Origin of the sequence: Palleronia pelagia, assembly GCF_900110115.1 — a bacterium.
Lineage (GTDB): Bacteria > Pseudomonadota > Alphaproteobacteria > Rhodobacterales > Rhodobacteraceae > Palleronia > Palleronia pelagia.
In genome coordinates, this window is the sequence record NZ_FOCM01000005.1 from 263112 (window position 1) to 279810 (window position 16699).

At 67.5% G+C, this 16699-nt stretch carries 16 protein-coding genes; 6 read left to right on the plus strand and 10 right to left on the minus strand.

Annotation, left to right across the window (positions count from 1 at the left end):
- Positions 1-52: 52 nt before the first annotated feature.
- A complete protein-coding gene (locus BMX96_RS12775) occupies positions 53-910 on the plus strand; it encodes a fumarylacetoacetate hydrolase family protein (protein ID WP_091845844.1) in 858 nt (285 codons plus the stop codon).
- Between the two features lie 242 nt (positions 911-1152).
- On the opposite strand, the gene BMX96_RS12780 is transcribed toward BMX96_RS12775, so the two are convergent.
- From BMX96_RS12780 to BMX96_RS12795, 4 genes are all read right to left on the minus strand, one after another.
- Positions 1153-2376, minus strand: coding sequence for a cytochrome P450 (locus tag BMX96_RS12780; RefSeq protein ID WP_214606848.1), 1224 nt, complete (start codon positions 2374-2376; stop codon positions 1153-1155).
- 92 nt (positions 2377-2468) lie between these two features.
- Positions 2469-3236, minus strand: a complete 768-nt coding sequence (locus BMX96_RS12785; protein WP_091845845.1) for an SDR family NAD(P)-dependent oxidoreductase — start codon at positions 3234-3236, stop codon at positions 2469-2471.
- Between the two features lie 3 nt (positions 3237-3239).
- Positions 3240-4415, minus strand: a complete 1176-nt coding sequence (nagA, locus tag BMX96_RS12790) for an N-acetylglucosamine-6-phosphate deacetylase (RefSeq protein ID WP_091845846.1) — start codon at positions 4413-4415, stop codon at positions 3240-3242.
- Positions 4412-5284: a glucosamine kinase nucleotide-binding domain-containing protein gene (locus tag BMX96_RS12795; protein ID WP_091845847.1), complete on the minus strand. Its 873-nt coding sequence runs from the start codon at positions 5282-5284 to the stop codon at positions 4412-4414. Before BMX96_RS12795 ends, nagA begins: the two co-directional genes overlap by 4 nt.
- Positions 5285-5401: 117 nt before the next feature.
- Between BMX96_RS12795 and BMX96_RS12800 the strand changes: the two genes are divergently transcribed.
- Both BMX96_RS12800 and tal read left to right on the plus strand, forming a co-directional pair.
- Entirely contained in the window at positions 5402-6235 is an 834-nt protein-coding gene (locus BMX96_RS12800; RefSeq protein WP_091845848.1) for a 3-oxoadipate:acetyl-CoA acetyltransferase, read from the plus strand.
- Between the two features lie 162 nt (positions 6236-6397).
- Complete coding sequence (gene tal / locus BMX96_RS12805) at positions 6398-7336, plus strand: transaldolase (protein WP_073129731.1); 939 nt, start codon at positions 6398-6400, stop codon at positions 7334-7336.
- A 127-nt stretch (positions 7337-7463) separates the two neighbouring features.
- Here tal and BMX96_RS12810 read toward each other — a convergent pair whose 3' ends face one another.
- The 6 genes from BMX96_RS12810 to BMX96_RS12835 are packed head-to-tail and all read right to left on the minus strand — an operon-like array spanning position 7464 to position 13653.
- The gene (locus BMX96_RS12810) at positions 7464-9185 is read right to left on the minus strand and encodes an ABC transporter substrate-binding protein (RefSeq protein ID WP_091845849.1); all 1722 of its coding nucleotides are present in this window, start codon (positions 9183-9185) and stop codon (positions 7464-7466) included.
- A gap of 45 nt (positions 9186-9230) precedes the next feature.
- Positions 9231-9653: a DUF2160 domain-containing protein gene (locus tag BMX96_RS12815; RefSeq protein WP_236737059.1), complete on the minus strand. Its 423-nt coding sequence runs from the start codon at positions 9651-9653 to the stop codon at positions 9231-9233.
- Positions 9654-9696: 43 nt separating this feature from the next.
- Entirely contained in the window at positions 9697-10593 is an 897-nt protein-coding gene (locus tag BMX96_RS12820) for a carbohydrate ABC transporter permease (RefSeq protein ID WP_175481740.1), read from the minus strand.
- Entirely contained in the window at positions 10590-11462 is an 873-nt protein-coding gene (locus BMX96_RS12825) for a carbohydrate ABC transporter permease (RefSeq protein ID WP_073129738.1), read from the minus strand. The genes BMX96_RS12820 and BMX96_RS12825 overlap by 4 nt, the downstream gene beginning before the upstream one ends.
- Positions 11459-12568, minus strand: coding sequence for an ABC transporter ATP-binding protein (locus BMX96_RS12830; protein ID WP_073129741.1), 1110 nt, complete (start codon positions 12566-12568; stop codon positions 11459-11461). The genes BMX96_RS12825 and BMX96_RS12830 overlap by 4 nt, the downstream gene beginning before the upstream one ends.
- Positions 12568-13653, minus strand: a complete 1086-nt coding sequence (locus tag BMX96_RS12835) for an ABC transporter ATP-binding protein (RefSeq protein WP_091845850.1) — start codon at positions 13651-13653, stop codon at positions 12568-12570. The genes BMX96_RS12830 and BMX96_RS12835 overlap by 1 nt, the downstream gene beginning before the upstream one ends.
- Before the next feature lie 325 nt (positions 13654-13978).
- Between BMX96_RS12835 and BMX96_RS12840 the strand changes: the two genes are divergently transcribed.
- The 3 genes from BMX96_RS12840 (at position 13979) to BMX96_RS12850 (ending at position 16692) form a co-directional block, all read left to right on the plus strand.
- Positions 13979-14755 (plus strand): DeoR/GlpR family DNA-binding transcription regulator, encoded by a 777-nt coding sequence (locus BMX96_RS12840; protein ID WP_091845851.1) that lies wholly within the window; start codon positions 13979-13981, stop codon positions 14753-14755.
- Positions 14756-14929: 174 nt separating this feature from the next.
- Complete coding sequence (locus BMX96_RS12845) at positions 14930-16525, plus strand: OpgD/OpgG family glucan biosynthesis protein (protein WP_091845852.1); 1596 nt, start codon at positions 14930-14932, stop codon at positions 16523-16525.
- Complete coding sequence (locus tag BMX96_RS12850) at positions 16510-16692, plus strand: hypothetical protein (RefSeq protein ID WP_091845853.1); 183 nt, start codon at positions 16510-16512, stop codon at positions 16690-16692. Before BMX96_RS12845 ends, BMX96_RS12850 begins: the two co-directional genes overlap by 16 nt.
- Positions 16693-16699 lie beyond the last annotated feature (7 nt).

Sequence of the window (16699 nt, forward strand, 5' to 3'; positions counted from 1 at the left end):
CGCGGGCGCCCTGCCCGCGCCGCCCTTCCGACCAGCAACCTGTGAGGACAGCATGAAACTGCTCCGCCATGGCGCGCCCGGCGCCGAGAAACCGGGCCTGCTCGACGACGACGGCCGCGTGCGTGACCTGAGCGGCGTCGTCACCGATATCGCGGGAGAGACCCTGCACCCCGAAGGCTTGGCCAGGCTGGCCGCGCTGGATCCGTCCGACCTGCCGCTGGTCGACGGCACGTCGCAGGAGGATCTGCGCCTTGGCCCCTGCGTGGGCGGCATCGGCAAGTTCATCTGCATCGGCCTGAACTACGCCGACCACGCCGAGGAAGCCGGCATGCCGATCCCGGCCGAGCCCATCATCTTCAACAAGTGGACCTCGGCCATCCAGGGGCCGGACGACCCCATCCAGATCCCCAGGGGATCGACCAAGACCGACTGGGAGGTCGAGCTGGGCGTCGTGATCGGCAAGCCGGGTGCCTATATCGACCAGGCGGACGCCATGGATCACGTGGCGGGCTTTTGCGTCATCAACGACGTGTCCGAGCGGGAATACCAGCTCGAACTGGGCGGGAGCTGGGACAAGGGCAAGGGCTGCGATACCTTCGGCCCCATCGGACCGTGGCTGGTCACCCGCGACGAGGTCGCCGACGTGAACGCCCTGGAGATGTGGCTGGACGTGGATGGCGAGCGGATGCAGGCGGGCAATACATCGACCCTCATCTTCGACGTGCCGCACCTGGTGTCCTATTGCAGCCGCTTCATGAGCCTGCAGGCGGGCGACGTGATTTCGACCGGGACGCCGCCGGGCGTGGGGATGGGCTTCAAGCCGCCGCGTTTCCTGTCGGGCGGCGAGACCATCACTCTGGGCATCGCCGGGCTGGGCCAGCAGACCGCGAAAGTGCTTCCGGCACAGTGACCGCTGCGTCGGGGCCTGGAAACCGCCACGGCCCCGACGATTGCGACCTTCGGACACGGTGTCCAGCACAGGAAACTTGGCGCCCACGCTGGAAGCTCTCAGTTTGAGCGATACCTATTGTTGACGGAACGGCAATTTCGGCCGGTCCGGATGGTCGAGAAGCCACCCCGGTTTCGCGGCAAGGCCCGCCATACCAGCGTTTCCCCCACCCGACAGGCGCGGGTGGCGGGCCGCCAAGGCAGCTAGGCTCGCTCCAACACCAGCGGAAGGCTCTCCAATCCCCGCACCGATAGCCCCGGCTTGAAGCGCAAGTTGTCCCCGGCCAGCGCGATCTGCCGGTATCTGCGGTGCAGCGCGGTGAAGACCAGCTCCATGCTCATCCGCGCAAGGTGGTTGCCGAGGCAGAAATGTGCGCCACCCCCGAATGCCACGTGCCGCGCCCGGGGACGGTGGATGTCGAAGATGTCGGGCCGTTCGAACCGGCCGGGGTCGCGGTTGGCCGCGCCGTACAGCAGGCCGAACCGCGTGCCCGCCGGGAAATCCCGCCCGCCGACGGTGCAATCGGCGGTGGCGAAGCGGTGGAAATAGGGCAGCGGCGGATCGAAGCGGAACATCTCGTCGATCGCGGGGCGCAGCAGGCCCGGGTCGGCGCGCAGGTCGGCATCGGCCTGCGGAAAGCGCAGCAGCGCCAGCAGCCCGGTCCCCAACACGTCGATGGTCGATCCATGGCCCGCCATGAGGATCAGCATGACCGTCGCGATCAGCTCGTCCCGGCTGAGGTCGCCCTCGCCGTGACGCGCCAGCAGCCCGGTCAGCAGGTCGTCCTCGGGCACCGACGCGCGGCGGTCCAGCAGGTCGACAAGGTAGTCGTGGAAGGCGCGGGTGGCGTGCTCGGCGCGGGCCTTGTCGGCGTCGTCGCGCCCCGGGTCGAAGAAGCGCACGACCTCCTCGGACCAGAACCGCAGGCGCGGACTATCCGCGTCCGGAACGCCCAGAAGCCGTCCGATCACGACGCCAGGGACATGGGCGGCCACGTCCTCGATGAAGTCAATCCGCGGCTGGCCCGCGACCGTTTCCAGCAAGCCCTCCACATGCGCGGCGATGGCCGGGCGCAGGCGGTCGACCGCCTTGGGCGTGAAGGCCCGGGCCACCACGGCGCGCAGGCGGTCATGCTCGGCCCCGTCCGATTCCAGCAGGTTGGTCTGCACGAAGCGCTGGTGATAGGGCATGTCGTGCCAGTTCATCCGGCGCCGCCGCGCCTCGGCCTCCTCGGGGGAGGCGCCGTCCTCCAGCGCGCGCACCATGGAACGGTCCAGCACCACCCGCTCGACATCCGCGATGCGCGTCAGCATCCATGTGTCGGTCTCGGCGTGGAACCACGGCCCTTGGGCGCGCATCCTGGCATAGACGGCGTAGGGGTCGGCGGCGAATTCCGGCGCATGCGGGTCGAGGACGATCTCGGTCACGGGCGGGGGGCTCCTGTCATGGGACCGGGTGCGACCCTGCCCCGCGCGGGCGCGAAGGTGGGCACGGCCAAGCGGCGGTCATTCTGCAGCAGCTAGCGCGGCGCCATCCGGATCGCGCCGTCCAGCCGGATGACCTCGCCGTTCAGCATGGGGTTCTCGACGATATGGCCCACCATGGCCGCGAATTCGCCCGGGTCGCCCAGGCGCGACGGGAACGGCACCTGCGCGCCCAGCGATTGCTGCACCTCGTCGGGCAGCCCTTGCAGCAGCGGCGTCAGGAACAGGCCCGGCGCGATGGTGCAGACGCGGATGCCCTTGTCGGCCAGGTCGCGCGCCATGGGCAGGGTCATGCCCGCGATGCCGCCCTTGGACGCGGCGTAGGCCACCTGCCCCACCTGCCCGTCGAAGGCCGCCACCGACGCGGTGTTCACGATGACCCCGCGCGCATTGTCGAGCCCCACCGGATCCAGCGCGGCCATGCGGGCGGCAGCCTGGCTGGCGGCGTGGAAGCTGCCCAGCAGGTTCACCCGCACCACCTTGTCGAAAAGCGTCGGGTCATGGGGCTGGCCCCGCGACACGGTCTTGGCCGCCGGGCCGATCCCCGCACAATTGACCAGCACCCGCGGCGCGCCCAGCTGCCCGACCACGTCGTCCATAGCGGCAGCGACGCTGTCGGGGTCCGAGACATCGCAGGCGGCGTGGTGCCCGCCCACCCGTTCGGCCTGGGCCGCCGCCGCGTCGCCGTCGAGATCGAGGATCGCCACCTTCATCCCCCGGCCCGCCAGGTGCAACGCCGTCGCGGCGCCCAGCCCCGATGCGCCCCCGGTGACGATCGCCACCGATCCGGTCCAGTCCTGCATTTTCTATCCTCCCTCATGTCCAAGCGCGGCGCGGTATTGCGCCGGCGGATCGGGCAGCGCCCGGGCGCTGCCCGTATTGCCGTCGATCACGATCAAGTCGTCCAGCGCGGCGCCGATCAGCCGCCCCGCCTGCCCCGGCGCGCGCAGCAGATCCGCGGGCCGCGATGTCGCCATGGCCAGTGCCTCGGAGAAATCCGCGCCGCCCGCGCTTTGCATGATCGCGACCGCGCGCGCCATGTCCAGGTCGGCCCCCGCCAGCGTACCGTCCTCCAGCCGCAGACAGCCATCGGCGCGCAGCACCCGGCGCGCGCCCAGCCGGAAATCGGTGGCATCGGTGCCCGCCGGCGCCATGGCGTCGGTGACCAGGAACAGGCCCCCCGGCGCCGCCTTGGCGGCGCGGGCGACCCGCAGGCTCGCGGGATGGACGTGGTGGCCGTCGGCGATGATCCCGGCCGAGACGCGCCCGTCATCGAGCGCCGCACACACCAACCCCGGGGCGCGGTTGGCCATCTGGCTCATGGCGTTGAAAAGATGCGTCACGCAGCGCGCGCCCGCGTCGATGGCCGCGCGGGCGCTCTCATAGGTGCAATCGCCATGGCCGAGCGAGACGAGGATGCCCGCCTGCGCCAGCCGCGCGATCCGGTCGTGCGCGACGGCATCGGGGGCCAGCGTCACCTTCAGGTTCGGCAGGCGCCGCGCGGCGTCCAGCAGCACCGCCTCGTCCGCGTCCTCCATGGGGCGGATCAGGCGCGGGTCATGGGCACCGTGGCGCGAGGGGTCCAGGTGGGGCCCCTCCAGGTGCAGGCCCAGCACGCCCGGAACCCGCGCCGCGATGGCAGCCGCCACGGCGTCGATGGCCGCGCGCGTGGCAGCGGGCGTGTCGGTGATGAGCGTCGGCAGCAGCGCGCGGGTGCCCATGGCGCGGTGCGCCGCCGCGATCCGCCCAATATCGTCGACCGTCGCACCCGCCCCCAGCATCACGCCGCCGCCGCCATTGACCTGGAGATCGACGAAACCGGGCGACAGGACCCCCTCCAGCGCCAGGCGCGGCACATCCGGCGGAATCTCGGTCAGGGCAACCACGGCCTCGGCCCGCGCGTCGTCCACCAGCACCGCGGCGTCCGGGTGCAATCTCGTGCCATCGAAGATCGCGGCGGCGGTCAGGGCCAGCCGGCTCATCGCGCCTGCGCCATGGCCAGCGACAACGCCCCGTCCAGCGCGGATCCCCGCGGTGGCGCCAGGACCGCTTGCAGGTCGTCGGGCAACCAGCCCGCGTAGTGAGACCCGACCCCGCCCGCGAGGCACAAGACACCGCCGCGCGGAATACCGAGCGCCCGCACGGCACGGTCGATGTAGTCCGCACCGCGCCGCATCAGGTCGCAGGCGATGTCATCCCCCGCCGCGGCGGGGGTCACGACCAGCGGCGCCAGTGCGGCGTAGTCAGCGGGCGTGGCGCGCGCGGCGAAGGCGACGATGCCCGCCGGATCGCCCCCCATGCGGGCCATCAATTGATGCCCGAGGTCCGAGCCGGAACGCAGGCCGTCATGCGCCAGCAGCGTCTCGGACAGGGCCGCACGGCCAAGCCACGCGCCCGACGCCTGGTCCGACACCTGCAGGCCGTAGCCGCCGATGAACCGCGCCTTTCGCCCGTCCCACCGCGCCGCGATGGTGCCGGTGCCCAGCCCAATCAGCACGCCGCGCGTGTCGCCCAAGGCGCCCGCCACGAAGGTGCGGCGGTCGTCGCTAACCCGCGCGCGAAACGGCAGGTCGGCCGCGACCTGCCGGGCCATGGGCAGATCCATGATACCGGCGAGCCCCACATGGGCGGTGGTGCTGGCCAGAACGTCACGCTCCAGCCCCGCGGCGCTCACGGCCTGGTACACGGCGTCGGCGGCGTGGAGCGTCGCGAGAACGAGGTCGGTGGTGGCGTTCGCAGGACCCGCATCGCCCCGACCCAGGACGCGGCCCGTCGCGTCGGCGATCACGGCGCGGCACCCCGATCCGCCGCCGTCGACCCCCACGAAATAGCTTGGCGCGTCGTCATCCATGACACGCTTCTAAGCCGGCCGCGCGGCCGCCGAAAGCCCCGGTTGCGCACGCTCTGGCCCCGCTTGATCCGTGCGTCTAGGATCACGCCGACCATCGCCGCGAGGAAAACCACCGCCATGCCAGCCCCCTGCATCATCTGCGTCGCGATCACCGGCAGCGTGCCGCAGAAATCCGACAATCCCGCCGTGCCGATCACGGTGACGGAGCAGATCGAGTCGACCCACGCCGCGTTCGAGGCGGGCGCCGCGATCTGCCACGCCCATGTGCGCGAGGACGACGGCACGCCGACCTCGGACCCCGACCGGTTCGCCGCACTGAAGGAGGGGATCGAGAAACATTGCCCCGGCATGATCGTGCAGCTTTCGACCGGCGGACGGTCGGGCGCGGGGACGGCACGTGGTGGAATGCTGCCGCTGGCGCCCGACATGGCGTCGCTGTCGGTCGGGTCGAACAATTTCCCCACCCGGGTCTACGAGAACCCGCCCGACCTTGTGGACTGGCTGGCGGCGGAAATGTTGAAGCATCACGTGAAGCCCGAGATCGAAGCCTTTGACCTTTCGCATATTTTCCAAGCCAAGAAGATGGCCGATGACGGGCGCCTGGCCGACCCGCCCTACGTGCAGTTCGTCATGGGCGTGAAGAATGCCATGCCGGCGGACCGCGAGGTCTTCGATTTCTACGTCGCCACCACGCGGCGCCTGTTCGGCCCCGACGCGCCGTGGTGCGCGGCGGGCGTCGGGCGCAACCAGGCGGTGGTGAACGACTGGGCGATCGCCGCCGGGGGCCACGCGCGCACCGGGCTCGAGGACAATATCCGCCTGGACGCACAGAGCCTCGCGCCATCCAACGCGGCCCTGGTCGCGCGCACCGCCGAGATCTGCGCGCGGCACGAAAGGCCCGTTGCCACACCGGCCGAGGCGCGGGCGATCCTGGGCCTGCGCCCCGCCTGAGCGGCCCCAAAGCAGGAAATTCCAAAGGATGCGTGGCCTTACCCCGCTTCGACCGCTACAACATCGGGTGCGGCAGGTCTTTGCCGCGCGCAATTTACCCGCGCAGGCGGTGCCCCGCGCCCACCCGGACCGGCCCCCGCGCGCACCAGAAGGAGGAGCCTTATGACCAGCGTTCTCGACCAGCTGCGCGAGATGACGACCGTCGTCGCCGATACCGGCGAGGTGGCGGCCGTCAAGAAATACAAGCCCGTCGACTGCACCACCAACCCGTCCCTGGTGCTGGCCGCGATCAACGACGAAGCGTCGGAAGACCTGATCGCGCGCGAGATCCAGACCGGCCGGACCAAGGGCATGTCGGCCGAAGAGATCACGGCCACCCTGACCGTGGCCGTGGGCGCCGAACTGACCAAGATCGTGCCCGGCCGCGTCTCGACCGAGGTGGATGCCCGGTTGTCCTTCGACACCGACGCCTCGGTCGCCCGCGCGCGCGAGATCATCGCCGACTACGAGCACCGCGGGGTCGAGAAGGACCGCATCCTGATCAAGCTCGCCTCGACGTGGGAAGGCATCCGCGCGGCCGAGATCCTTCAGAAGGACGGCATCGACTGCAACCTGACGCTGCTGTTCTCGATGGCGCAGGCCGTGGCCTGTGCCGACGCCAAGGCGTTCCTGATCTCGCCTTTCGTGGGCCGGATCACGGATTGGTACAAGAAGGCCGAGGGCAAGGACAGCTACGCCCCCGACGAGGATCCCGGCGTGAAATCAGTGCGCGACATCTACGACTACTACAAGTCGAACGGGATCGAGACCGTCGTCATGGGCGCCTCGTTCCGCAACACCGACCAGATCAAGGCGCTGGCGGGCTGCGACAACCTGACGATCTCGCCCAAGCTGCTGGATGAGATGGCGAACGAGGACGCGCCGCTCGAACGCAAGCTGTCGCCCGACGCGGCCAGCGGCGTGGCGCCGATCAAGATGGACGAATCCACCTTCCGCTGGCGGATGAACGCCGATGCCATGGCGACCGAGAAGCTGGCCGAGGGTATCCGCAATTTCGACAAGGACCACCAGAAGCTGATCGAACTGGTGGCCAGCAAGTAGACGACGACACTTGGATGACAGAAGGCCCGGCAGCGATGCCGGGCCTTTTTCGTTCGGGCGGTCGCCGAAAAGAAGAAGGGCGCGCACCCTGCGATGCGCGCCCCGAAGGTCTCTCAGATGGGAGAGATCACTGCTGCCAGGACTGGACCAGCTCGTCGTAGCCGACGGTCTGGGGCTCTTCGTCCTCGTTCTCGAGCGCGGGCTTCGGCGCGCCCGGCTGCTCCAGCCAGTACTCCGGATCCCGCTCTTCGTTCAGGACCGGCCCCAGGTCACCCTGGACGCCCGCCCGCTCGAGCCGGGACATCACGTCTTCCATGTCCGAGCACAGCGTATCCAGCGCCTCTTGCGTGGACTTCGCACCCGACATGGCGTCACCGATGTTCTGCCACCACAGCTGCGCGAGCTTGGGGTAGTCAGGCACGTTGGTGCCGGTGGGCGACCAGCGGACGCGGGCCGGCGAGCGATAGAACTCGACCAGTCCGCCCAGGCCGTCGGCGCGATCGGTGAAGTGGTCCGAATTGATCGTCGACTCGCGGATGAAGGTCAGGCCGACGTCGGATTTCTTGACGTCCACGGTCTTCGAGGTGACGAACTGCGCATAGAGCCACGCGGCCTTGGCGCGGTCGACCGGGGTGGAGTCGAGGATGGTCCACGAGCCCACGTCCTGATAGCCGACCTTCATGCCCTCTTCCCAGTAGACGCCGTGCGGCGACGGGGCCAGGCGCCATTTCGGCGTGCCGTCCTCGTTCATCACGGCCTCGGACTCCACCAGCGGCGGAACGAAGGTCGTGTACATGAACATCTGCTGGGCGATCTGACCCTGCGCCGGGACCGGACCGGCCTCGGAGAAGGTCATGCCGGCGGCGGCGGGGGGCGAGTACTTTTCCAGCCACTCGATCGCCTTGTTGACGGCATAGACCGCCGCGGGCGAGTTGGCCGCACCACCACGGTCGACGCAGGCGCCGACGGGCTGGCTGTTCTCGTTCACGCGGATGCCCCATTCATCGACCGGCAGGCCGTTCGGCTCGCCGGTGTCGCCCATGCCGGCCATCGACATCCACGCATCGGTGTAGCGCCAGCCAAGCGACGGGTCCTTCTTGCCGTAGTCCATGTTGCCGAAGACTTCGCCCTCGACGCCCATGTGGCTCAGGTCACGGCCGGTGAAGAACTCGGCGATGTCCTCGTAGGCCGCCCAGTTGACCGGAACGCCCAGCTCGTAGCCGAACTGCTCCTGGAAATCGGCCTGGTTCTTCTCGTCGTTGAACCAGTCGTAGCGGAACCAATAAAGATTCGCGAACTGCTGGTCGGGCAGCTGGTACAGGTTGCCATCGGGCCCGGTGGTGAACTGGGTGCCGATGAAATCATCCAGGTCCAGCGTCGGCGAGGTGACGTCGGCCGCCTCGTTCGCCATCCAGTCGGTCAGGTTGCGCGCCTGGCCATAGCGCCAGTGGGTGCCGATCAGGTCGCTGTCGTTGACGAAGGCGTCATAGACGTTCTGGCCCGACTGCATCTGCACCTGCAGACGCTCGACCACGTCGCCCTCGCCGATCAGGTCGTGGGTGACGTTGATGCCGGTGATGGCGGTGAAGGCCGGGGCCAGCACCTGGCTTTCATACTCGTGCGTGGTGATGGTTTCCGACACCACGTTGATGTCCATGCCCTGGAACGCCTCGGCGGCGTCCACGAAGAACTGCATCTCGGCTTCCTGTTCCTCGCGGCTGAGCGTGCTCATGCCGTTGATCTCGTTGTCGAGGAACTCCATCGCCTCTTCCATGCCCGCGATGGCGGGGGTGGAAAGCAGCCCCAGCGCCATCGCCAAGGCGGTGGTCGATCTGAGTGAACGGTTCATTTCATCCTCCCTTTCGGATTTTATCGTTCTTTCGTTGGTAACGCGTCACGCGTAGCGGAAGATGCCGCCCGCGATGACAAGACTGACGACAAGCGCCAGGTACTGGGGCCCGATTTCCAGGCCCAGCCATGCGAGGTTCAGGAAACCCGCAATCAGAAGCGAGATGAACAACCTGTCCCCCCGCGTAGTCTCGATCCCCAGAATGCCGCGCTTGGGCGTCTCGGGGAAACGGATGGCCAGGATCGAGAAGGCGATCAGGATGCCCGCCACGACCCAGAAGAACGTCGCAGTGGGGAACACCCAGGCCATCCAGCCGCCGGGATTGAGCGACTCGGTCCACAGGATCTCGCCCTCGTCGCGGGGGATCTGGAAGAAGACGTAGATCCCCACCAGCACCCACGGCACGATCATGGCCGCGAAGGCGATGTTCTGCTTGCGCGTCAGGTCGGATTTGGCTGTTTCGCTCATGCCAGGCCTCGCCGGAGCTGAATGTTTCGGGTCCGCGCCGTCATCACACCCGTCCCAGGGCAAAGCCCTTGGCGATGTAGTTGCGCACGAAGAAGATCACCAAGGCGCCGGGCACGATGGTCAGCACGCCTGCCGCCGCCAGCACGCCCCAGTCGACGCCCGCGGCCCCCACGGTGCGGGTCATCGTGGCGGCGATGGGCTTCGCATCGACCGAGGTCAACGTGCGGCTGAGCAGCAGTTCGACCCAGCTGAACATGAAGCAGAAGAAGGCCGTCACCCCGATGCCGGACGCGATCAGCGGCATGAAGATCTTCACGAAGAAGCCGCCGAAGGAATAGCCGTCGATATAGGCGGTCTCGTCGATCTCCTTGGGCACGCCGCGCATGAACCCTTCGAGAATCCAGACCGCCAGGGGCACGTTGAACAGGCTGTGCGCCAGCGCTACGGCGATATGGGTGTCGAACAGCCCGACCGAGCTGTAGAGCTGGAAGAACGGCAGCGCGAAGACCGCGGGCGGCGCCATGCGGTTGGTCAGCAGCCAGAAGAACAGGTGCTTGTCGCCCATGAAGTTGTAGCGCGAGAAGGCATAGGCCGCCGGCAGCGCCACGGTGATCGAGATCACCGTGTTCATCACCACGTAGATCAGCGAATTGACGTAGCCCATGTACCAGGTCGGGTCCGTCAGGATCGTCTCGTAATTGGCCAGCGTCAGGTTCTGCGGCCAGAGCGAGAAGCCCCCGAGGATCTCGGAATTGGTCTTCAGGCTCATGTTCAGCAGCCAGTAGATCGGCAGCATCAGGAACAGCAGATACAGCACGAGAACGACGGTCGATCCGTTCAGCCGCGACGACGACTTGGCCTTCGCATTGGCGTCCCGCGCGGTCACGTCGCCGGGCAGGTGGTCGGCGGCCCCGGGGGCGGTGGCGGTCTGATCGCTCATTTCCCGTCCTCCTTATCCAGGTTCGTCATGACGATGTAGAACACGTAGGAGATCACCATGATCACCAGGAAATACATCAGGCTGAAGGCGGCGGCGGGGCCCAGGTCGAACTGCCCCAGCGCCATCTTCACCAGGTCGATGGACAGGAACGTGGTCGAGTTGCCCGGACCTCCGCCTGTCAGAACAAAGGGTTCCGTGTAGATCTTGAAGCTGTCCATGAAGCGCAGCAGGATCGCGATGGTCAGCACGCCGCGCATCTTCGGAAGCTCGATATAGCGGAACACGGCCCAGCGGCTCGCCTGGTCGATCCGCGCCGCCTGGTAGTACGCGTCGGGGATGGATTGCAGGCCGGCATAGGCCAGCAGCGCCACCAGCGACGTCCAGTGCCACACGTCCATGGCGATGACCGTCACCCAGGCGGCATAGAACCCCTGGGTGTAGTTGTAGTCGATCCCGAGGCTGTCGAGCGTATAGCCCAGCAGGCCGATATCGCTGCGCCCGAAGATCTGCCAGATGGTGCCGACCACGTTCCACGGGATCAGCAGAGGCAGCGACATCAGCACCAGCACGACCGAGGCCCAGACGCCCTTCTTGGGCATGTTCAGCGCCACGAAGACGCCCAGCGGCACCTCGATGGCCAGGATGATCCCCGAGAAGGCCAGCTGGCGCCACAGGGCGTCCCACATCCGCTCGGATTCGAGCTGGGTCTTGAACCACTCGAGACCGGCCCAGAAGAACTGGTTGTTCCCGAACGTGTCCTGCACCGAGTAGTTGACCACGGTCATCAGCGGGATGACGGCCGAGAAGGCCACCAGCACCAGCACCGGCAGAACGAGGAACCACGCGCGTTGATTGTCTGTCTTCATCAGGCGGCGTCCTTGGTGTTTTGTTCAAGCGGCGGCTCGCCATCCGCGGGCGGCACGCGCCAGTCGTTCTCGTAGACGTTCACGCCGCCCTCGACGAACTGCACGTGGGTGCCGCCCGACGGAATCTGGGCGCCCTCGCCTGCGACGGCGGCGACCTCCTGCCCGCCCAGGTCCAGCCGGACGATCTTGTGGCGGCCCACGTCCTCGACCCGCTTGACCCTGGCCGGAAGACCGTGATCGCCCAGGCGGATATTCTCGGGGCGCACGCCGATCTTGGTGCTGCCGCCGTTCAGCTTGTAGCCCGTCTTGAGGTCGAACCGCGTGCCGGCGATCTGCGCCTTGCTGCCGTCGATGCGCGCGTCGAAGACGTTCATGCCGGGCGAGCCGATGAAGTAGCCCACGAAGGTGTGCGCCGGACGCTCGAACAGCTCGACCGGCGTGCCCATCTGCACCACGCGGCCGTCATACATGACCACGACCTTGTCGGCGAAGGTCAGCGCCTCGGTCTGGTCGTGGGTGACGTAGATCATGGTGTGGCCGAAATCGCGGTGCAGCTTCTTCAGCTGGGTCCGAAGTTCCCACTTCATGTGGGGGTCGATGACGGTCAGCGGCTCGTCGAACAGAAGGGCGTTCACGTCGTCGCGCACCATCCCCCGGCCCAGGCTGATCTTCTGCTTGGCGTCGGCGGTCAGGCCGGCGGCGCGGCGGTCCAGCACGTCGGTCATGCCGATCATGTCGCCCACGCGGCTGACCCGATCCTGCACCTCGGACGCGGGAAGGCCGCGGTTGCGCAGGGGGAAAGCCAGGTTCTCGCGCACGGTCATGGTGTCGTAGACCACCGGGAACTGGAACACCTGAGCGATGTTGCGGTCGGCGGTGGGCAGGTCGGTCACGTCCTTGCCGTCGAACAGCACGCGGCCGTGGCTGGGGATCAGCAGCCCCGAGATGATGTTCAGAAGCGTCGACTTGCCGCAGCCCGACGGGCCCAGCAGGGCGTAGGCCTCGCCGTCGTTCCAGTCGTGGTTCAGCTCCTGCAGCGCGAAATCCTCGGGCGATTGCGGCTCGTCCAGGTAGGTATGCGCCAGTGATTGCAGGGTGATCTTGGCCATCACGCGGCCTCCGCATAGGGGGCCGGCCGCACCAGGGCGCCCGACGTGTCGAACAGGTAGATGTGGCGCGGATGCAGGTGCACGGTGACCTTCTGGCCCGGCTCGAGCGTGTGCACGCCGTGCACCAGCCCCACCCAGTTGGCGCCGTGATGCTCCATGTGCAGGAACGTCTCGGAGCCGGTGATCTCGGTCACGCTGAGCGTGGCATCGAAATCCATGCTGCCCTCGGAGCCGTGCAATTCCAGGTGATTGGGGCGGAAACCAGCGGTGTAGGTGCCGTCAGCCACGTCTCCGCCCAGAACGCTGGCGGGCCGCTCGGTCCCGTCGCCCAGCTTGAGCGTGTCGCCCGTCTTCTCGATCTCGAGGAAGTTCATCGGCGGATCGGAAAAGACGCGCGCGGTGGTGGTGTCGGCGGGGCGGCGATAGACCCGTGGCGTGGGGCCGAACTGGGTCACCTTGCCCTGCCACAGCGTGGCGCAGTTGCCGCCAAGAAGCAGCGCCTCTTCCGGCTCTGTCGTGGCATATACGAAGATGCTGCCCGACGCCTCGAAGATGCGCGGGATCTCGGCGCGCAATTCCTCGCGCAGCTTGTAGTCGAGGTTCGCCAGCGGCTCGTCCAGCAGGACGAGACCCGCGTTCTTCACCAGCGCCCGCGCCAGCGCGCAGCGCTGCTGCTGTCCGCCCGAAAGCTCCAGCGGCCTGCGCTCGAGCTGGGGGGTCAGCTGCATGAGCTCCGCGGTCTCGCGCACGCGGCTGTCGATGGTGTCCTTGTCCAGCCCGCTCAGCCGCATGGGCGAGGCGATGTTGTCGTACACGCTCATGGTCGGGTAGTTGATGAACTGCTGGTAGACCATGGCGACCTTCCGGTCCTGCACACGCTCGTCCGTGACATCCTTGCCATGCCAGTGCACCCGCCCCTGCGTGGGCTTGTCGAGACCGGCCATCAGCCGCATCAGCGACGTCTTGCCCGCCGAGGTCGGACCCAGGAGCACGTTCATCGTTCCGGGCTCGAGCGTCAGGTCGGTGGGGTAGATATGGGTCTTGCCCCCGACGACCTTGGACACGTTTTCAAGCTGCAGCGTCATCCGCTTCCGTCCCCCCTGGTGCTGCGTTGGCCGCGGCAATTATGGCCCGAGTCCACGCGCGAGTGATGATAGCGCGGGTCGCCCCCTTGGTGACAAGCCCGAAGACCTGGTGAGGTGGCCATTGTTCGATTTGCGCAAACCGTAGAGAAGCCCGTCGGATTCGCAAGCCGGTATTTTCGTTTTCTTTCCTTTTCCCCAAGGTCAGGCACGCGTATCCCCCAATTTTTTCGTTGCTTGATGCCATGTCAGGCAATGCGAAGATCATCGGCGTTGCCAAAACGCGCGAATTTGACAAAACTCGAAGAAAAGCGAAAAGGGCCCGCGCATGTCGCAGACGATCCGGCACCCCGAGATTATCGAGATCGCGCGGCGCGATGGCAAGGTCACCGTCGACGGTCTGGCCTGCCACTTCGGTGTGACCCTGCAGACAATCCGGCGCGACCTGGCGGACCTGGCCGATGCGGGCCGGCTCGAGCGGGTGCATGGCGGCGCGGTCCTGCCGTCGGGCACGACGAATATCGGCTACGAGGATCGCCGTGCCCTGAACGCCGAGGCCAAGGCCGCCATCGGCGCGGCCTGCGCGGCGGCGATCCCCAACGACTCGTCGGTCTTCCTGAACATCGGGACGTCGCCCGAGGCGGTGGCGCGACGGATGCTGGGGCACCGCGGCAACCTGGTGGTCACCAACAACATGAACGTAGCCACCATCCTGGCCGACAACCCCGACTGCGAGATGGTTGTCACCGGCGGCAGCCTGCGCCGGTCCGATGGCGGCCTGATCGGGGATGTCACGACGGAAACCATCCGCCGGTTCAAGTTCGACATTGCCGTCATCGGCTGCTCGGCGCTGGACGATACCGGGGACCTGCTGGATTTCGACATGCGCGAGGTGGGCGTCACCCGTGTGATCCTGCAGCAATCGCGGCGGGTCTTCCTGGTGGCCGACCATTCCAAGCTGTCGCGAAAGGCGCCGGTTCGCGTGGCGCAGCTGGACGATCTGGACTGCGTCTTCACCGACCGCCCCCTGCCCGACCACCTGCGCGCCCGCTGTGCGGAACGCGGCGTTCAGGTCACGGTCAGCGATGTGGCACAAGACCCGTGATCGCGGCGCGTCAAACGGATCGCGCCTGATTCGACGCGCTGCCGGATTCTTGGGCGACATAGGCGGGGCAACCCCGGCGACCGGCAAATCACCGCGCAGCCACCCGCGCCAATTTGCCGATCTCACCCACCCGTGTCTTGTTATTTCAGCGGGTTTCCTACCTTAACCTGTTGAATGGATGGACAGGATCGCACCCCGTCGCGCAGCTTCAATGTCGCGCCGCAGCACCGGTTTTCCCGGCGTGGGATTCTGCGCACTCTACTCGCGGCCAGCCTGACCCCCGGCATCGCCCGCGCACAGGCGGACGCAGAGGATGCGACACCGTTCTCTTTCGACATCCTGGCCGAAAAGATGCAAGCCCGCGCATCGCGCGCCTACCGGCCGCCCCAGCGCATCGGCGGCGGCGCAGCGTCGCTGGACTACGATGAATATCGCAAGATCCAGTTTCGCGAAGACCGCTCGCGCCTGTCCGGTCCAGACGCGCCCTTCATCTTGCAGGCCTATCATCCGGGCTGGCTGTTCGACACGCCGGTCCAACTGCACGAGGTCGTCGATGGGCAGGCGCGGCCGCTGGAGTTCGGGCGCGAGGATTTCCGCTATTACGGCGAGACGGCCGAGACCATCGGCGATGCCCCCTTCGCCGGCGTCGCGGGTTTCCGGCTGAACGCGCCGCTGAACGACGCCAACCGTTTCGACGAAGTCCTGTCCTTTCTGGGCGCCAGCTATTTTCGGGCGCTCGGGCGCGGCAATGTCTATGGGCTGAGCGCGCGGGGCCTGGCGATCAACACCGCGCTGGGCGGGGACGAGGAATTCCCCGCCTTCACCGAGTTCTGGATCGAGCGCCCCGCGCCGGGGGACACCAGCGTCACCGTCTTCGCCGCGCTGGACAGCCCGTCGGTGGCGGGCGCCTTCCGTTTCGTCCTGACCCCTGGCGACACGACGACCGTCGACGTCGCGCAGCGGCTGTTCTTCCGCGACGAGGTGCAGCAGTTGGGCGTTGCGCCTCTGACCTCGATGTATCTGTTCGGGCCCAATGATCCGGGCGATTTTCAGGACTTCCGCGGTCGCGTCCACGACAGCGAGTCGCTGGTCGTCACCTCGCGCGATCATTCCTTCGTGCGGCCGCTGAGCAACCCACACGTGCTGGCCAATTCCTATATAGGCGTATCGGACCCGATGGCGTTCGGACTGGTACAGCGCAATCGCGACTTCGACGCCTATCTCGACACCGGCGCGGCCTACGAACGGCGCCCGTCGCTGGTGATCGCGCCCGAAGGCGATTGGGGCAGCGGTGTCGTGCGCCTTATCGAGATCCCGACCGACGTGGAAAGCAACGACAACATCGTCGCCTTCTGGGTGCCCCAGACCCCGGTCGCGGCGGGCGACAGCCGCAGCTTCGGCTACCGGATGCACTGGGGCATGGATCCATCCGTCCCGGGGCAGGCCGGCGCGCGCGTCCTGCGCAGCCTGACGGGCTTCGGCGGTGTCGCCGGGCTGCCGGCCGAGACCGAGCGGCGCAAGTTCGTCATCGACTTCGACGCAAGCGACCCGCCCGCCGGCCTGAAGGACGGCGAGCTTGAGGCCGACGTCGCCTCGACCGCGGGCGAAATCGCCGAGGTCGTGATCGAACATGTCGAAAACTTGGGCATCTGGCGGCTGGTGATCGAGTTTTCGCCGAGTGACGCGACGCTGTCGGAACTAAGGGCGGCGCTTCTGTTTGACGGGCAACGCATCAGTGAGACGTGGCTTTACCAATGGCATTCGACCTGACATCCGACCCCTCCGAACCGCGCGCGACCACCGTGGCCGCGGACGGCACCCTGCCGCCCGACGCCGCACCGCCGGCGGCGCCCATGCACATGCGCCGCCAGGTGCTTGAGACGACCGAGACACGCGCACCGCTCTGGCGCCTGCCGCTGGCGATGCGGCGCGGCTGATCCCGTG